Below are 16,520 nucleotides of genomic sequence, written 5' to 3'. Positions count from 1 at the left end.
GCCACTGGCTCGATGAGCCGTCAGCCGTCAGCCGTCAGCCGTCGGCCGTCGGCGGTCAATCGGTCGCGCGGTGCCTAGTGCAGGATCATCGTCTCGGCAGGCCGTCACCGTCGCCACGGCCGCCGTGCTCGCGGGCGAGACGAGGGCGCCGGCCCAGAATCCGGAGGCGGGGCCGTCGTCGTGTAGCAGCGGAGCTGGTAAATCAGCAGATCACCTTGAGCGCCGATCCCTTCAACCAGTCCGCCGAGGTGTCGGAAGCGGGCGCGTATCCCGTCGTGAAGACAGGAGTGGCACCCTGACACTTCCTCACGCGCAACGCCCCGAAAGCATCACCAACGCAATCGACTCAGAGCTCGCAAAAGTTAAATTTCAAGCTCAGACACTGTCTTCGTCGTCTGGGCGGACGTCGCCTGTGAGGTGGAGGTCGAGGTAGTAGCGCTCTGGGGTGGGATTGTTCTGCCAGGCGCGCTTGAGGCTTTCGGGCTCTGTGTGTTCAGTGAGGATGCGGTCGTAGTAGTCACGTGTGGACTTTCGGCCAGTCCACCAGGCGTGGCCTTCGTAGATCCCGGGGCGGGGGAGATCCATGGTGCCTGCGGGACCGAGGGTGAGTTGGTTGATGACCAGGCAGGCGGTGGCGGACTCGATGAGCACGGGGAGGGAGCCTTCGGAGTGTTTGGGCGGTGCTTGTGCCCGATCCCAGATGCGGATGGTCACGTCGACCTCGATGTCGGGTTGCAGGCTGTGCAGGTACAGGTGGTAGCCGTTGCCGGCTACCACCTGCTCTCGTGATGCCTCGGCTGCGGCGCTGTCGTCGAGGTAGGCGTCGGCATCGTAGACCTCCACCAGGCCGTGTGCGGGTCGGGCTTTGACGGTGTGTTCGGCGAGCAGTGCCACAGTGTCTTCCTTGAGTTAGCCCGTGATTTTCACGAAGAAGGGATCGCCGTGGAGGATCCTGTTTGCGGTGTACGCGGAGTTGAGTCGGCGGCCGCCGGCGGCCTGACGAGACGACGGCCCGGCGGCAACGGCGGCAGGCGGCTCTGATGGTTCGGCGTCAGGGCGTGCAGTCCAAGGCGGCTGGGCACGGTTCCGCCTACCTCCGCGCGGCGCTGACCGCGCTCGGCCCGCATGCCGGTCCACCAGCGGCGTCACCTGGCCGGAGCGGATCAAGCTGACGCATACGCCTGGTCCTGGTCTGGATATGCCATGGCGTTGGTGAGGCGGGAGCTCAAGCAGCCCGAAGCGTCGCGCGCTGGGCTGTTTGGGTGGTGTCGCATAGCTGAGTATTGTCACACGTTTGACATTGTGCGTCACTTTGAGTGATGAACCCAGTGGTGGGTCGCCCATCCTTTGCCGGGTCACATGCTGGAGGCGGTTGGAGCGGTTCTTCGGCCTGGTTGTACGGGCCATGGGGGACCGGTGAGGACCGTCGGCAGCCTGCAGCGTGGGCCGCACTGCCGCAGGCGAACCCAGCGGCATCAACCGCATCCCCTGCCCCGGGGCAGGGGCCGCAATTCCCCGATACGTGCTCAGAAAGGCTGCGCCGTGACCGTCTTGACCCGACCTGATCCGCTGCTCGCCGCCGTCGCGCTGCCACGCCAACGCTCCACGGTGCTGCCGTCGGCTGACGCCACCATCCCCGTCGGCAGCTCCCCACTGGGGGTGGCACTGACCCCGGACGGGGCACGTGCCTACGTCGCAAACCGGGCGTCGAACACCATCAGCGTGATCGATACCGCCACCAACACCGTCACCGCGACCGTCGCCGCTGCCGGCGGTCCCACCTTCCCGGCGGTCTCGCCGGACGGGACGCGCGCCTACGTGACCCTGTTCGACGACGGTGCCCTCGGCGTGATCGACACCGCCACCAACACCCTCACCGCCACCATCGCGGTCGGTGCCGGAGCCCTCGGGCTAGCCGTTTCACCGGACGGCGCCCGTGCCTACGTGACCAGCCAGAACGCCAACACCCTCAGCGTGATCGACACGGCCACCAACACCGTCACCGCCACGGTGACCACCGGCCCCGTGCCGATCGGCGTCGCCGTCTCCCCCGACGGCACCCGCGCCTACGTCGGCAACGTCGGCGACAGCTCCGTCAGCGTGATCGACACCGCCACCAACACCGTCACCAGCAGCTTCACCGCCGGTGACGTGCCGGTGATCATCGCCTTCAGCCCGGACGGCACCCGCGCCTACGTCTGCAATGCGGGCGGCGACAGCGTCAGCGTGATCGACACCGCCACCACGACCGTCATCGCCACCATCGGGGTGGGCACCACGCCCCGCTTCGTGACCGTGAGCCCGGACGGGACCGCCGCCTACACCGCCGACTATGCCGACAACAGCGTCAGCGTGATCGACACCGCCACCAACACCGTCATCGGCACCCTTCCCGTGGGCAACGGCCCGACCTGCATCGCGGTCACCCCCCAGGGGACCCGGCTGTACGTGACGGACAACGCTGACAATGCCGTCAGCGTGGTCGCCCTGACGCTGGTGCCGAGCCAGGGCACCACCGCCGGTGGCACTATCGTGACCATCCGGGGGCACGACCTGGCCGGTGCCACCGCCGTGCGCTTCGGCGACAGACTCGCCACCATCCTGGCCAACACCGCGACCTCGGTCACCGTCCGCGCCCCCGCCGGGCAGGGCCCGGTGCCCGTGACCGTCACCACCCCCGGCGGCACCGGCACCTTCGGCACCTTCTACTACCGCCCCGCCCCGCTGCTGACCGGGATCACCACCACGATGGGCCCCGTCACCGGCGGAGGCACCGCGGTCATCACCGGAACCAACCTGGCCGGAACCACCTCGGTGCGCTTCGGCTCCAGAGTGGCCACCATCCAGTCCGTCACCGACACCGCCGTCACCGTCGGCGTTCCCGACGCTCCCTCCTCCGGCCCGGTGTCCGTCACCGTCATCACCCCCGTCGGGAACGCCAACGGCCTGACCTTCACCTACCTCGACACCCCCACCCTGACCGGCGTCAGCCCCGACACCGGACCAACCGGCGGCGGCACCGACGTCACCATCACCGGCGCCCACCTCGCCACTGCCCAGGGAGTCACCTTCGACAACACCCCCGCGGCCTTCGCCGTCATCTCCGACCAGACGATCACCGCAGCCGCCCCGCCCCACCCCGCCGGAGGAATCGCCATCACGGTCAGCACCCTCGGCGGCAGCTCCCAGAGCACCTACACCTATCTCGACGGACCCGCCGTCTGATCTCCGCCGCCGGCCCGACCACGGCCGGCTTCCGCCGAGCGGGGAATTATTAGAGGACCGGCCGGAGCGCGGGGCCCCGGCTGCGGGCGCCGGACGACCGCCGGATGGTGGCCCCGAAGTCCTGGCTCGGGCACCAGCCGCAAAGCAGCGGGGTGATCACGCGCTCGCCGCCGTGGCGGCCTGCCCCTCGTCTTCACGCAGCATCCGCATAACGGTGGCGGGCGAGGGGGGCCGGCCCTTCTTCGCGCCTGTCGTGATGACGAGCCGCTTGGTGATATCGCGCAGGCTCATCTCCTGCCCGGTGCTTCTCTGCACTTCACCCTCATGGATGGACGGGGCTATATGGCTCGTCAATGGGCCTCCGAGATGGATGGGATGGGGTCAGGGGTGGGGCAGCGCCGAAGACCGCCCGGCCGAGTTGTCGGGCGTCGGTAAGATCAGCACTCTCATTGGGGGTGCGATGCGAACATCAGGGCAGGGCGGCGAGGGGCATAAGTACGCGCTGACCTCGGACGAGGACGACAGCGACTTCTGGGGCTTCGCTCACGAGGCCGAGGGGTTCTTCAAGCCTCTGCCGGATGAGGAGGGCGCACGCCGAGTGCACCTCGAAGGGTGCCTCCCGCAGGGGGCCCTGCTGAAGAGCGTCGATCATGTCGGTAGTCGTCGCGCCATGGCGGGGAACGCCTGGCTCGCCCTTCTCGACGGCGACGGTGCCACCATGGGGTCCTACTTCGTCAACGGCGTCACCGTCATCGACGTCAAGCCCTCCGCCCGTGGAGTCGGCCTCGTTGACCTCACGGTGACGCTGTGGTGCGAGAACGCCCTGCCCGGAGCGGAACGACCGTGGGACCTGCTCCGCACCGGTCGCCTGAACCACACCGGAATGTGGCACGAACTCGCGCCTGAGGACCGACGCGCGTGGCTATCGGTGGCGCTGTGGTCCCGGGAGTACCAACGCCAGGGGAAGCCCGATGCGCCCGCAGGCCAGGTGTTCACCTTGAACGGCCGGCACATCGTCGACGAAGACAGCTTCTACTGCGCGATCGGTGAGGCCGTCAACGGACCCGGCGGATACTTCGGCTGGAACCTTGACGCTCTGGACGACTGCCTTGTCGGCGGCTGGGGCGCCACGGCTCCATTCACCTTGCACTGGGGTTCCTCGGCCAAGGCCCGGGCAGGGCTGGTAGAGCGCCTCCCCGTCGGCGACCGCGAGGTTGCGCTGTTCGACCTGCTCCTGGAGATCTTCGAGGAACGGGGTGTGAGCGTCATCCTTCGGTGACAGCTCGTTGCTTCGAGGCATCGGTCCGGGGAACGCCCTTCCGACTCCTGCGGACGGCGGCGTGCGGGGATGCCGAGGTGGACAGCTGGTCGCTGGGCTCGGCGTTGGGTCTCGTCGCGCTTCGCGCGGAGGAAGGTGAGGGCGAGGTCGATGCCCTCGATCTCATCGATCCAGCCTTCGGCCTCGGCCTGCGTCCTGCGTTGCAGGAGGTCGGCCGTGGACGTGTCGGGGAGGAGCGGCCGGCTTGCGTTGGGGGGGGGCGGCGGGTCTCCCGCTGGTGGAGTGTGCGGGCGGTGTCGAGACGTCGAGACGCTGGCTTCGTGTCGGTGGCCAATCCGGGCGCTCCTCAGGCACGGCCACACCAGCGATCAGCTGCCTGCGGAGAGGTCCCCGTCAAGGAGCTGTGCCGTGAGTTCCATGCATCGCGTCCGGGCCGCGGAGAAGCCGTAGGGCATCTTGGTGACCGCTTCGAAGGCGCTCATCTGGGCGTCCTCCTCGCCGCTCGCCTCGGCGTCGTAGATCTCGAAGAGCTTCTCCTCGGCCGCCTCCAGTCCGGCCGCTTCAATGGCCTGGAGCAGGGCCTTGTGGTGGGCGCAGTGCTGCGCGGCGAGTTCCTCGACCTGCGGGTCGCGGGGATCGACGGTGTCATCGAGGGCGGCGTCGGCCGCGTCGAGGCGGTCTGCCTCGGCCCGTAGATCGGGGTGGGTGGCCAGGGTGATGAACACGCTGGCCTGAATTGCGGCTCCCAGCGGCCCGAAGATCCGTTCCGTGACCAGCAGGGCCTCCAGGTCGGAGGGGCGCAGTGCGCCCGAAGGCAGGTGGCTGAGCCGGTCCGTGACCTGGGGGGAGAGCAAGCCCAGTGGGCTGCCCACGACCCGCAGGCGCTGGACTGCCGCGCGCTGGCGCTTGATGTCGGCCTCCTGGGCGGCCAGGGTCTCCTCCAGCCGGCCCAGGACGTCCTCCATGTCCCGGGCTTCGTCGAAGGCGGCCCGCATGTCGTCCAGGCTGATGCCGGCCTCGGACATCTTGCGGATCCACAGCAGGCGGATCATGTCGTCGTAGCCGTAGCGGCGGCGTCCGTCTCCGCCTCGCTCGGGCTCCGGCAGCAGACCGATCTGGTGGTAGTGGCGAATGGCGCGCGGGGTGGTCCCGGCGAAGGCGGCGGCATCACCGATCTTGACCTGGCGGGGAGGCGTGACGGAGGGGTACATCGCAGACAGGGCCTTTCGTGCTGTGGTGCCCTCGACGACACCACATGCCGCTACGGCATATGCAACTACACACCACCCAGATCCTGACGGGCTATCGGGCGGTCCCTCGCTCTTGGCGTCCCGTACCAGGGCAGGCCCGGAAGGGTGGGGAGATCCGTCGAGCTGGTCTGAGGGCACCCCGAGCAGGGGTTGGGGATTTGCCTTGCGCCGCGCTATGCATTCCATGCAAGCCTCGTGCACGGTGTTGCCCCGGTCTGTAAGGCCCTCGGCCGCGGCTTCCTCTGCGTACTCCCGAACGTCCTGGACCAGAGAAGCAAACTGAACGACGAGGGTGTGCGCTGCTTCCGCGACGGTCTCGGGACCTTCCGAGATCACCACGAGTCCCGAGCTCTCCGCGTCCTTGAACTTCAGCCTCATCGCGGCGATCCGCGCCTCGCCGCGGTACCGGCGAGCGTCTGGGGGAGCCACAAACCCCGCCAGGGCGAAACAGCCGACCCGGACCAGCGTGTGCCCTGCCCGCCGACGAGCCTGGTCAACAGCCTTCTCGCAGGGTGCTCATACCTTTCTCAGTGCTCCTCTTCGGTCCAGCCCGTGGCCCGCTCGACCGCCTTGTGCCAGAGTCTGTATGCGCGGTCGCGTTCGGCCGTCTCCATCCGGGGCGTCCACTCGGCGGCGCGGCGCCAGTTGGCGCGGAGTGCGTCGGTGTCCGGCCAGAAGCCGACGGCCAGTCCGGCCGCGTAGGCAGCGCCGAGGCAGGTGGTCTCGGCGACTGTCGGGCGCACCACAGGGGCGTCCAGGAAGTCCGAGATGGTCTGCATCAGCAGGTTGTTGGAGGTCATGCCGCCGTCGACGTTCAGTGAGGTCAGGGCAACGCCGGAGTCCTTGTGCATCGCGTTGACGATCTCGCGGGTCTGCCATGCGGTGGCCTCGAGCACGGCGCGGGCGAGGTGCTGCTTGGTGACGTAGCGGGTCAGGCCCGTGATCACGCCGCGGGCGTCGGAGCGCCAGTACGGGGCGAACAGGCCGGAGAAGGCAGGGACGATGTAGCAGCCGCCGTTGTCCTGCACCGAGCTCGCCAGGGTCTCGATCTCCGCGGCGGTGCCGATCAGGCCCAGCTGGTCGCGCATCCACTGGACCAGCGAGCCGGTGACCGCGATGGAGCCCTCCAGCGCGTAGACCGGCGCCCGCCGGCCGATCCGGTGGCCGACCGTGGTCAGTAGCCCGCTGTGGGAGTGGACGGGCCGGCGGCCGGTGTTCATCAGCAGGAAGGTGCCGGTGCCGTACGTGGCCTTGGCCTCGCTTTCGGAAAAGCAGGTCTGGCCGAACAGCGCCGCCTGCTGGTCGCCGAGCGCGGAGGCGACCGGCACGCCGTAGAGGTCTCCGCCGGCCATGCCGTACACCTCGGCGGAGGAGCGGATCCGCGGCAGGATGGCGGCCGGGATATCCATGGCGGCGAGGAGGCGCTCGTCCCACTCCAGGGTGTGCAGGTTCATGAGCATGGTGCGCGAGGCGTTGGTGACGTCGGTGACGTGGACGCCGCAGGAAGGGCCGCCGGTGAGGTTCCAGATGACCCAGGAGTCCATGGTCCCGAAGAGGATCTCGCCGCGCTCGGCGCGCTCGCGCAGGCCGGCGACGTTGTCCAGCAGCCAGCGGATCTTGGGGCCGGAGAAGTAGGAGGTCAGCGGCAGGCCGGTCGCGTGGCGGAACCGGTCCTGGCCGACGTTGCCGCCGAGCTCCTTGCACAGCGTGTCGGTGCGGGTGTCCTGCCAGACGATGGCGTTGTGCACCGGCTCGCCGGTCTTCTTGTCCCAGAGGACGGTGGTCTCGCGCTGGTTGGTGACGCCGATCGCTCTGAGGCCGCGGGTGATCCCGGCTTTGTCGAGGGCGCCGGCGACGACCTCCTCGACGTTGGTCCAGATCTCGCTGGCGTCGTGCTCCACCCAGCCCGGCCTGGGGAAGATCTGCTCGTGCTCCTTCTGGTCGATGGAGACGATCCGGCTGTCCCGGTCGAAGATGATGCATCGGCTTGACGTGGTGCCCTGGTCGATCGCGGCGATGAACGGGCCGGCGGTTCGCGCGTGGGTCACGGTGTGCTCCTGGAGCGGCTCAATACGGTGCGGGGCGGGGCGGCTGTGCTCGATCGACGTGGAAGCCAGCTGGTTCGGGGCGGAGCCGATTCAGCTCGTCGACGCATCCAGCGGAGACCAATCGGAGCGACTCTGCCCCGATGTCATCCACTGTTCGACAATGTCGACCGCAGGACGGCAGTTTTGCCCGCCCTGAGGTTGACGTCAAGGGGTTGCAGCCCGGTAACTTAAAGTTTCCAAGGTCCTTGAGCAGCGATCCAGAGCCTGTCGTGGCCGAGATCGCGCGGCGCGGCGAGGGGCAGCCCCGTATGGCAGCCGCGCCCTCACGGGATCCGCCGGGGCGATCGAGCCGAGCTCTTCCACGTAGCCGAGCGCACGGTCGGTGTAGGTCAGCAGGGGCCGGCGAGAGAGGATGGCGCTGCTCGGGTGCGCAGGGCGAGCTGGGTCGCCGCCTGCAGATTGTCCGGAGGGCGGGCCACGTAACCTCGCACCGGCCGACGGAGGTGACACCCCATCAGCGCGGGTGCGAAGCCGTCGCCCGTCCCGAATGCGGAGTGGCGGTGCAGCCGCCTGCATACGGGAGCCGTCGCGATCCGTGAGGGTGTGGGCCGCGGAACTCGCCGTGTCAGGAGGTCATTTGCCTCCAGCGCAGTCGTAGAGGGTGAAGCTTCCGTCCGAGATCTGACCGTAGGCGCTCGGGGAGACGGGGGTGCAGCTCTTCTTCACCCAGACCGACGCCGGTGTCGACGGGCGGCGCGTGGTGAGGAGGGCGTAGCGCAGTTGGTGGGCGGAGACCAGGTCCCTGAGCCGTGGTGCGCTCGGATAGGGGGTCAGTCCGGTGAAGCCGCCCATGACCAGAAGAGGTTGGGGGGTGGCGCGCAGCAGGGGCGAGGCGCCGTAGGCGGCTTGGGTGGCGAGCAGGTACTTCTCCCCGGAACGGTGCGCGGAGAGGTAGTTCAGCAGTGCGCGGTCCCGCCCGGACGGTTCGTTCAAGGGGTTTCGCCGGACCTTGGCCCGGTGGTGGTGCGCATCTTGGTAGCCGGGGCCGACCGGTCCGGCCAGTGGTTCTATCGGTGAGCCGGGGTAGCGCGGGTTCAGGCAGGAGGCGGCCCAGACGGCCGGGGCGAGCAGTACGGCCGTCAGGGAAGCTGCCAGGACGCTGTGCATCGCCCGTCGTGTGGTGTGTGGACCGCTGGTCCACAGGCCGACGGTCCCGCACAGGCCGAGCATCAGCACCACCGGCAGCAGCCAGGGCGCGAATTCGCTGTGCGGGCCGTCAATTGCCGCGGCCCACAGAGCCGTGAGCCCGACGGCGACGGGCAGCGCCGCGCGACGCCGGCCACCGGCGAGGTACTCGGCCCGGAGGAGGGCGCTTCCGCCACCGGTCAGCGCGGCGAGGGCCGGAGCCAGTACGGTCATGTAGTAGCCGTGGTTGCCGTTGGAGTTGCTGAAGACCACGATGTGCACCGCCAGCCAGCCGCCCCAGAGCAGGAAGCCGGTCCGTGGCCCGTCGGTGCGCGGCTGTCCGGCGCGCCACCACACGCCCAGCGCCAAGACCAGTACGGCGAGCGGCAGGAGCCAGGCGATCTGCGGGCCCACGCTCTGGTTGACCACCATGGTCCAACCCGTGTTACCGGTGGTGCGGCTGGCGGCGGTGCCGGCGACGGCGCCCAGCGCATGCGGGTCGTCGCCGAAGCGGCTCAGCCCGTTGTAGCCGAAGACCAGGGTGAAGGGGTTGTTGTTGCTGGTCCCGTCGATGTAGGGACGGTTCGCGGCGGGGGTGACCCATACCAGCAGCAGCCAGGAGCAGGAGACGACGAGTGCGGTGACCCCGGCGAGCAGCAGCCGCCGGGCCCGGTCCCATCGGGAACCAGGTGCTGCCAGTTGGTACACCGCGGCGAAGACCGGCAGGACGAGCCACGCCTGGAGCATCTTGGCCTGGAAGGCCAGACCCACCCAGCTCCCGCAGATGAGCAGCGGCAGCAGCCTCCCGGTGCGGACGGCCTTCTGCAGCGATCCTGCCGCGAGGACCAGCAGCAGGACGAGCAGGGTGTCGGGGATGTTGTGCCGGTTGAGCGCGACGGTGACCGGAGTGAGGGTGAGCACCAGCGCGGCGAGCAGCCCTGCCAAGGGGCCGGCCCAGGCACGGACGATCCGGTGCAACGCCCAGACGGCGAGTACGCCCTCCAGCACCTGCGGCAGTACGGCCGCCCAGTTGTACGGTCCGAGGAGCCTGACGGAAAGGGCCTGCGGCCACAGCGCACCGGGGATCTTGTCCAGAGTGACTGAGCCGCTCGGGTCGAGCCCGCCGAAGACGAAAGCGCGCCAGTTCGCCGCCATCGACCGCACGGCCGCGGAGTAGTACGGGTGCACCGCCGCACGGTCGATGGCCCAGGTGTAGAGCACCGCGGCAGCTGCCAGGATCAGCAGCAGGGCGCAGGACTCCCGGCTGACGGCGGTCCGCTGACGGCGCTTGGCGTGGGCGCGTCTGATGCCCTGCGAGGGGTGGTGCCGGTCGGTGGTGTCCCGGGTGAGGGGGGTGGTGGCCATGGCGTGGTCTCTCCTGGGGCGGGCTGGGTGCGTCGGCTTCACAGGCGGCGGGCCGTGCGGAACCCTTGGGCGTAGAAGCCATGGCCGTCGAGCGTCGCGCGGCCGGCCAGGTCGCCCATGGTGGGTCCGTTGGCCCGCGAGCGGCTGGAGTAGAAGCGTGGGCGCCCGTCCGTGTCCGGACCCAGGTACATGCCGACGTGGTCGATGTCGCGCGGTCTGCCGATGTCGATGGCGAAGAAGACGAGGTCGCCGGGGAGCAGCAGGCTGATGTCGGCAGGTGGCCGGCCGGTGTTCGGGATCAGCAGCACGCCGGGGGCCCGGGAGGCGATGGCGTAGGCGCGGCGGGGCAGGCCGGGCCCCGGGCCGTTGGTGGCGTGCATGGGGTAGCCCATGCGGTAGCCCCAGACCAGGCGCATGAAGCCGGAGCAGTCCACGTCCCCGTAGCGCTCCTTCTCCGGGTGCTTGCGGATGCCGTCAGGGAAGGTCCAGGGAGTGCCGAGGTAGTCGTAGAAGTCGGACTTCTCATCGCGGTAGTCGAATGATGTCGGCGACTGTCCGGGAACGAGCGGCCCGAAGTGAGCCTTGCCGGCGTAGCGCAGACCCGATGCGTTGCGCAGATCGTGCGCCCCGTCGCCGTACTGGAAGGCCACGGCGAGGACGTCCGGACTGCGGTCGGCCAGGGCCTTGGAGAACCACTCCCGGAACCATCGGGTTCGCTCCTTGCCCTGACTCCATGCACCGCCCATCAGCCGTACCCAGGCGTCGCTGCGCACCACCGCGGCGGTGGTGCGCGGCTCGCTCCAGGTACGGGCCGGGCCGGTCAGCAGCGCGGTGCGGGCACCGTCGGTGAAGGTGGCCAGCACGCGGCCGTCGGCGGCGCGAACCACCGTACGGGCAGGCTCGGCGCGGCGCTCGAAGCGGTAGCCGCCGGCCGGGACCGAGAAGTCACCGTCCGGTACGCCGTTCCGAAAGCGGTGCCAGGCATATCCGGTGATCGCTCCGGCGGAGGCCAGACCGGCGGCGCAGGCCAGGACCTGACGGCGACTGGGCCTGCCGGACGGGGTGGGGTGGGTGCCCATGGTGACCTCCTCTGCGTGCGGATGAGTACGGCGGACGCGTGCGTCCGGTTCAGCCGACGGGCAGTGCCCCCAGCAGCAGTCCGGCGACCAGCACCACATACGTGCCGAGGGTCACCGCGGTGGTGGAGACCACGGTGGCCGCCAATGGCTGACGGACCAGCTGATAGGCGATCAGGCCGGGCACGATGAAGCCCAGAGTCTGGGCGGTGTACAGGAGCGGGAACTCGTGCTGGAGGGCGAGCATCACCGTGGTCTGGAGCAGGACCGCGGACAGCACCACGGCGGCGAACAGCCGCTTCCCGTAAAGGATCACATGACGCTGGAGGAGCTTGGTCGCGGCGAGGGTGAGGGCCGTGACGCCGATCATCATCGCGGCCCGGACCACATCGGTGACCAGGGTCAGCGCCAGCCAGCCGGGGGTGATCATGCCGCCGGGGGAGAGGTTGGTGGTCAGATAGCAGATCAGCGAGAAGAGCAGTCCGAGGGCGATCCCCAGTGCGGCGGTCTGCGGAGTGACGATGACGGGGATCACAGCGGCTTCCTTGCGGTTTCGTACCAAGAATCGGCAGGGGCATCGGCATGGGCGGAGGAGGGGCCCGGGACAGGTGCGCCGGACGTCGGGCCGGTCAGCGACCCCACCCAGCTGTACGGCTCCGTCTCGGGCGGGTGCGCGACCGGAAGCGGCTCGTCGTCGTGGTCCGAGGCCAGCCTGCCGAGGTGGTCCAGGAGGAGTTCGCCCTGGCCGTGGATATTGCCGACGGCCACCAGCGAGGAATCGGGGGCGAGTTCGGCGAGGAGGGCATGGGTCAGCTCCTGCGCGTCGCGCCGGTCGCCGCCCAGGTCCACCACCCGGCCCGGCGAGCCCGGCGGGATGCCGTCGAGGGCGCTCTTGGTCGGATGCCCGATGAGGAACACCGTCTCCGGGGCCAGGTCGGGGACGATCGCTCCCATCTGCCCATTGCGTTCCACCCGGTCCGGACGACAGTTGATCACCACGTTCAGCGGGCGGCGGATCGCACCGAGCTCCTCCAGCTGACGGACGTTCATCAACGTCGACTCGGGGTCGTTGGCGGCGAAGACATTGGCGAAGCGCAGCCGCTTGCCGTCCGGCGTGCGGTAGCGCTCGACGGAGAGCACGCCGGGGTCCGGAGGCGAGTCCCACATACCGCGCAGTGCGGTGGCCCGGTCCACACCGAGCAGTTCGGCCACGGCCAGCGCGATGGCGACGTTCTCCTTGAAGGTGAACCAACTGAACTCGCGCAGCTCCTCGTCGGTGACCGACTCCGGATCGACGGCGATCAGGCGGCACCGCCGCTTGTCCGCCTCCTCTTGGAGGATGTGCAGCCGCTCCTGCTCGGCGGTGACGCAGATCCCGTCGAACGGCATCGACCGGGACAGCGAACGGGCCACATCGTCCAACGTCGGCCCCATTTCGGCGAGGTGGTCCTCGCGTACGTTGCACAGCACGCCGATGGTGGAGCGGATCAGCTTGTCCTGGTTGACCTCCTGGAGCGCGGGCATCACCGCCATGCACTCGATCACCAGGGCGCACGGCCGGTATGCCGCCGCGCGCCGGACGATGCCGATCTGCTCGACGACGTTCGCGATGCCGAACTTCCGGTACACCGGCTCCTCGGTGGCGTCCGGGTGGATGAACCGGGCAGCGGTGCCGGTGGTCTTGGCCACGGTGACCAGACCACCGCCGCGCAGCGCCCCCGCGCACAGCCGGGTGATCGAACTCTTGCCGCGAATGCCGTTGACCAGCACCCGGGTGGGGATCTGCGCCAGCGCGGCGTAGTGGCGCCGCTGCTCCAGCACGCCGGCGACCAGCAGCGCGGCACAGCTCAGCAGCAGCACAACATAGAGGAAAAGCACGTCGGTTGATCCTTCACTGAGGTGCGCGCGAGGGGGTGGGGACAGCGGCGAGGTCGGCTCCGGCGCCCCGGTCCCGCTCCACCAGCGCCTGCCGGAGGAGTTCCAGACTGCGGGTGACCGAACCGCACTCGTCGTGGTGGACCGGGAACAGCACGGTGCGGCGGTCACCGCCGGCCAGCCGCTCAGCGCATCCGGTGAGGGTGCGCAGCGGTCCGACCACCACGATGTACAGCCAGCCCAGGCAGGCGCCCCCCGCGGACAGGGCGAGCAGCCCGGCCAGCATGGTGCGTGCCTGGACCTGATAGGCCGCCAGTTTGAGCGCTGCGGCAGGCTCGGCGGAGACCACCCGCCAGCCGAGCCCGGCCGCAGGCCCCTTCAGTGCCAGGGGCACGGCGGCCGCGACCGACAGGCCTTCGCCCGGGGCCGTCCCCGCGTGCAGGACGGCCGATGCCGGGTTGCCTGCGCTGCCGGGTGCCGCGTCGGTCTTGGCCACCAGACGGGTGAGGCGACGGCTGGGAAGGGGCTCGAAGGCTTCAAAGCCGACGCTCGCCGCGAGCACTCTGTGGTGCTCGTCGGTCAGCCAGACCTTGCCGAGCCCGGGCCGGGTCACCAGGTCGTTCAGCTCGTCGACGCCGATCTCTGCGACGACCACAGCCGGGGCGGTGTCCTCGGCCTTCTTGGCACCCTTGGCGTTCCTGGCCGCCGGTATCCGGGCGTAGGCGGCGATCGCGGGGATCTTGCCTGACGTATTGACCTGGGTGATTCCGTCGCCGGTGGGAGGGACGAGGGTGCGCAGCGGCTGCTGGCCCACTTGCCGCACGACGGCACCGGCACGGTCCAGCACATACAGCGACCGGAAAGTGGGGTGGTCGTCGTGTTCGCGCCGCAGCACCTCCGCCGCCCGCTCGGGTCGCGCACCGGAGAGCGCTGACGCCGCCGCCGTGAGGTCGGTGCGGCTCCGGCCGAGGGACCGCTGCACCCGGTCTGCGGCGGCCTCGGTGCGGGCCCGCTGGTCGGCGACGGCGGCTGCCGGTACGGCCTTGGCTGCCGGTACCCGGTTGAACAGGAACAGCAGCGGCACCCCCCACGCGGCGATCACGAGGGCGCAGACGAGCACCAGAGCCCGGACACCGGGTCGGCGCCGCACCGGCTGTACCGGCTCCGGTCCCGTCTCACCGAGCAGTTGGCGGCGTATCGACTCCAGCGCCCGGCCGATCCTGCCGGGCTCGTCGAACCCGTCAACCGGCACCGGCCGTGCCAACTCCGCACGTTCCCCCGGGAGGTCGCCGACACCCTTGGCCAGCCGGGCAGCGGACAGGTGCAGCCGCAGCAGCGGACGCTGCATCGTGCCCCACAGCACCAGGGTGACCAGCACGGCGATCACCACCAGCACACCCGCGGCCACGAGGGCGAACCACATATGGTCGCCTCCCGCCTTCGCCGGAGGCACCTCCCGGGCCGTCAGGACGGTCAGTCCCAGGCCGGAGGCGTCGTCCTTGCCGTCCGCCGCGGCGACCGACGCCCACCCCGTGACCCTGCGCAGCCCGTGGTGACCGTCACCGAGCACGCTGCCCGAGACGTCGCCGGTGTGGACGCCGGTCTGCGCGGCGTCCGCCGCAGCGGCAGGCAGCGCGCGGTGGTCGGCAGCGGCCGCCAGGGCCGCGCCGGTGGTGGGGGCGGAAGCACACACCTTGCCGTTCCGGTCCACCAGTTGCCCGGTGCGCCCCGCGCCGTACACCGCTGGAGCAGCGACCTTTTCCGAGACGACCAACAGGAGTCCGCGTGACTCCGCGTCCTGATCCCCTCTCAGGTCGCCGGCCTGATCCTGGTTCCCGTCCTGCTTGCGGCCCGCCGCGGGGACACTCACCCGGGCGAAGAGCAACAGCCGCGGCGCGCCACTGCCGGAAGCGACCACCCGGGGCGCGATGTCGCCGGTGTCGGGCCGCGCCAGCGCCGCCGCATCCACCCCGGTCAGCGGCACCTCTTCCCCACTGGCCGCCAGCGGTTTGCCGGTGCGCGGGTCGAGCAGCACACCGCCCGCCGCAGGGTGCCCGGTCGGGAGAAGGGACCGCAGAACTGCCGCCGGTTTACTGCTGCCGGCGGGTGTGGCCGACGCCGCGGAGCGGCGCACGGCCCTGGCACTTGCGTTGATGGAGGTCCCGACCGAATCGGCGGCATCCTGGGCTATCTGTCGTTCCGCGTCGCTCAGGGCCTGGGGCACATCCTGTTCGTGAACGGTACTGAGACCGAGAGCGGTCAGCGCGGAAACTGCCAGCAGGGCGCAGAGCAGTGCGGCGATCGGTGGGCGGACGCCTCCGAGCATGGGCATGTCGGCGCGACGTCGGGTGCGGTGCGGACGGGGCGCGCGGGCAACAGCGAGCAGGGCAGCGTCCTCTCGGCATATGGGGGTGGCCGTGCGGCAACTCAATCAGTATGAATACTGGGAACACAGGATAATCACAAGGTTGTTCGTCCTGTGCCCGGATTGCCGGCCCGTACAACACGGGGCTCAACTCGCCCTCCGCAGCGGCTGCTTATGCGCTTTCGGCCTCATCCCGACATCTGGGAATTTCTCGCGCACCGGTCGGCAGGGTCGGTCACCCGCTCGTTTCCGCTCTGCGTTCGGCGCCTCACGCACAGTCGCGGTTGCACTGAAGTGGCCCCCGAAACGCCCCCTTCCCGAGCGAATCCGCAAAATCCACAGGTGCTGATCGGCGAAGTCAGTAGTTACGAACTGCCGCGTAATAAAAGCGCTCAGTGAAAACGGTGAGCAAAGTCGAAGCAAACCTGGATCCGATGGCCGCCATCCGGAGGTGGCGTGAACCAGCCATCTTCCACAGATACCTTCTGGCCGGGGCTGACGCTCCTTCAGCCACCGTGCTGAGGCGACGAAACGGTCGCTCACTCCGCCCCTCTGCCGACTTGGTCCTTGCTGCTGCAACTGGTTGTTTGAGGATGCCGAATGGCCCGCCGCCGGCAACTGTCACCGGCCCAACCAGGGGGTTTCCCCGTCGCGCATCCCGTATGGGCACTCGACGTTGCTCAACTCGGAGGCACCCTCCACGAGCGCCGACGGGCAGCTCCCCACGCATACGGGTCCAGCGAAAAGGCCACTCCCCGGGGCCCGGCGACGGACGGTGTACGAAGTCGACGCCGCGCAATTCCGGACGCGTCATGAGCGCTCACCTCAACCCACTGCCGTAGATAACTCCGC

General features: G+C 69.6%; 11 protein-coding genes. 2 read left to right on the top strand and 9 right to left on the bottom strand.

Annotated features, from left to right (window positions below; genetic code table 11):
• Positions 1–375 precede the first annotated feature (375 nt).
• Entirely contained in the window at positions 376–894 is a 519-nt protein-coding gene (locus ABZ851_RS31865; RefSeq protein ID WP_361134975.1) for a hypothetical protein, read from the bottom strand.
• 648 nt (positions 895–1,542) lie between these two features.
• Between ABZ851_RS31865 and ABZ851_RS31860 the strand changes: the two genes are divergently transcribed.
• Positions 1,543–3,225 (top strand): IPT/TIG domain-containing protein, encoded by a 1,683-nt coding sequence (locus tag ABZ851_RS31860; RefSeq protein WP_361134972.1) that lies wholly within the window; start codon positions 1,543–1,545, stop codon positions 3,223–3,225.
• 156 nt (positions 3,226–3,381) lie between these two features.
• On the opposite strand, the gene ABZ851_RS31855 is transcribed toward ABZ851_RS31860, so the two are convergent.
• On the bottom strand, positions 3,382–3,540 hold the full coding sequence (locus tag ABZ851_RS31855) for a hypothetical protein (RefSeq protein ID WP_361134969.1): 159 nt from the start codon (positions 3,538–3,540) through the stop codon (positions 3,382–3,384).
• A 145-nt stretch (positions 3,541–3,685) separates the two neighbouring features.
• On the opposite strand from ABZ851_RS31855, the gene ABZ851_RS31850 reads away from it, so the two are divergent.
• Positions 3,686–4,504, top strand: a complete 819-nt coding sequence (locus ABZ851_RS31850; protein WP_361134966.1) for a barstar family protein — start codon at positions 3,686–3,688, stop codon at positions 4,502–4,504.
• A gap of 368 nt (positions 4,505–4,872) precedes the next feature.
• On the opposite strand, the gene ABZ851_RS31845 is transcribed toward ABZ851_RS31850, so the two are convergent.
• The 7 genes from ABZ851_RS31845 to ABZ851_RS31815 all read right to left on the bottom strand — a co-directional run bounded on the left by ABZ851_RS31845 (position 4,873) and on the right by ABZ851_RS31815 (position 15,635).
• On the bottom strand, positions 4,873–5,715 hold the full coding sequence (locus ABZ851_RS31845) for a MerR family transcriptional regulator (protein WP_361134963.1): 843 nt from the start codon (positions 5,713–5,715) through the stop codon (positions 4,873–4,875).
• 566 nt (positions 5,716–6,281) lie between these two features.
• Positions 6,282–7,802: a glycerol kinase GlpK gene (glpK, locus tag ABZ851_RS31840; protein WP_361134960.1), complete on the bottom strand. Its 1,521-nt coding sequence runs from the start codon at positions 7,800–7,802 to the stop codon at positions 6,282–6,284.
• 633 nt (positions 7,803–8,435) lie between these two features.
• A complete protein-coding gene (locus tag ABZ851_RS31835; RefSeq protein ID WP_361134957.1) occupies positions 8,436–10,352 on the bottom strand; it encodes a glycosyltransferase family 39 protein in 1,917 nt (638 codons plus the stop codon).
• 38 nt (positions 10,353–10,390) lie between these two features.
• Positions 10,391–11,431: an NlpC/P60 family protein gene (locus tag ABZ851_RS31830; protein WP_361134954.1), complete on the bottom strand. Its 1,041-nt coding sequence runs from the start codon at positions 11,429–11,431 to the stop codon at positions 10,391–10,393.
• A gap of 49 nt (positions 11,432–11,480) precedes the next feature.
• Positions 11,481–11,963 (bottom strand): poly-gamma-glutamate biosynthesis protein PgsC/CapC, encoded by a 483-nt coding sequence (locus tag ABZ851_RS31825; RefSeq protein ID WP_033269075.1) that lies wholly within the window; start codon positions 11,961–11,963, stop codon positions 11,481–11,483.
• Entirely contained in the window at positions 11,960–13,306 is a 1,347-nt protein-coding gene (gene pgsB, locus ABZ851_RS31820; protein WP_361134950.1) for a poly-gamma-glutamate synthase PgsB, read from the bottom strand. The genes ABZ851_RS31825 and pgsB overlap by 4 nt, the downstream gene beginning before the upstream one ends.
• A 13-nt stretch (positions 13,307–13,319) precedes the next feature.
• On the bottom strand, positions 13,320–15,635 hold the full coding sequence (locus ABZ851_RS31815; protein ID WP_361134947.1) for a cache domain-containing protein: 2,316 nt from the start codon (positions 15,633–15,635) through the stop codon (positions 13,320–13,322).
• Between the last annotated feature and the right edge of the window lie 885 nt (positions 15,636–16,520).

It is taken from the genome of Streptomyces sp. NPDC047049 (assembly GCF_040643995.1).
GTDB classification, from domain to species: domain Bacteria; phylum Actinomycetota; class Actinomycetes; order Streptomycetales; family Streptomycetaceae; genus Streptomyces; species Streptomyces mooreae.
The sequence above is the reverse complement of the archived record's forward strand: the minus strand, read 5'-3'. Positions and strand labels throughout refer to the sequence as shown.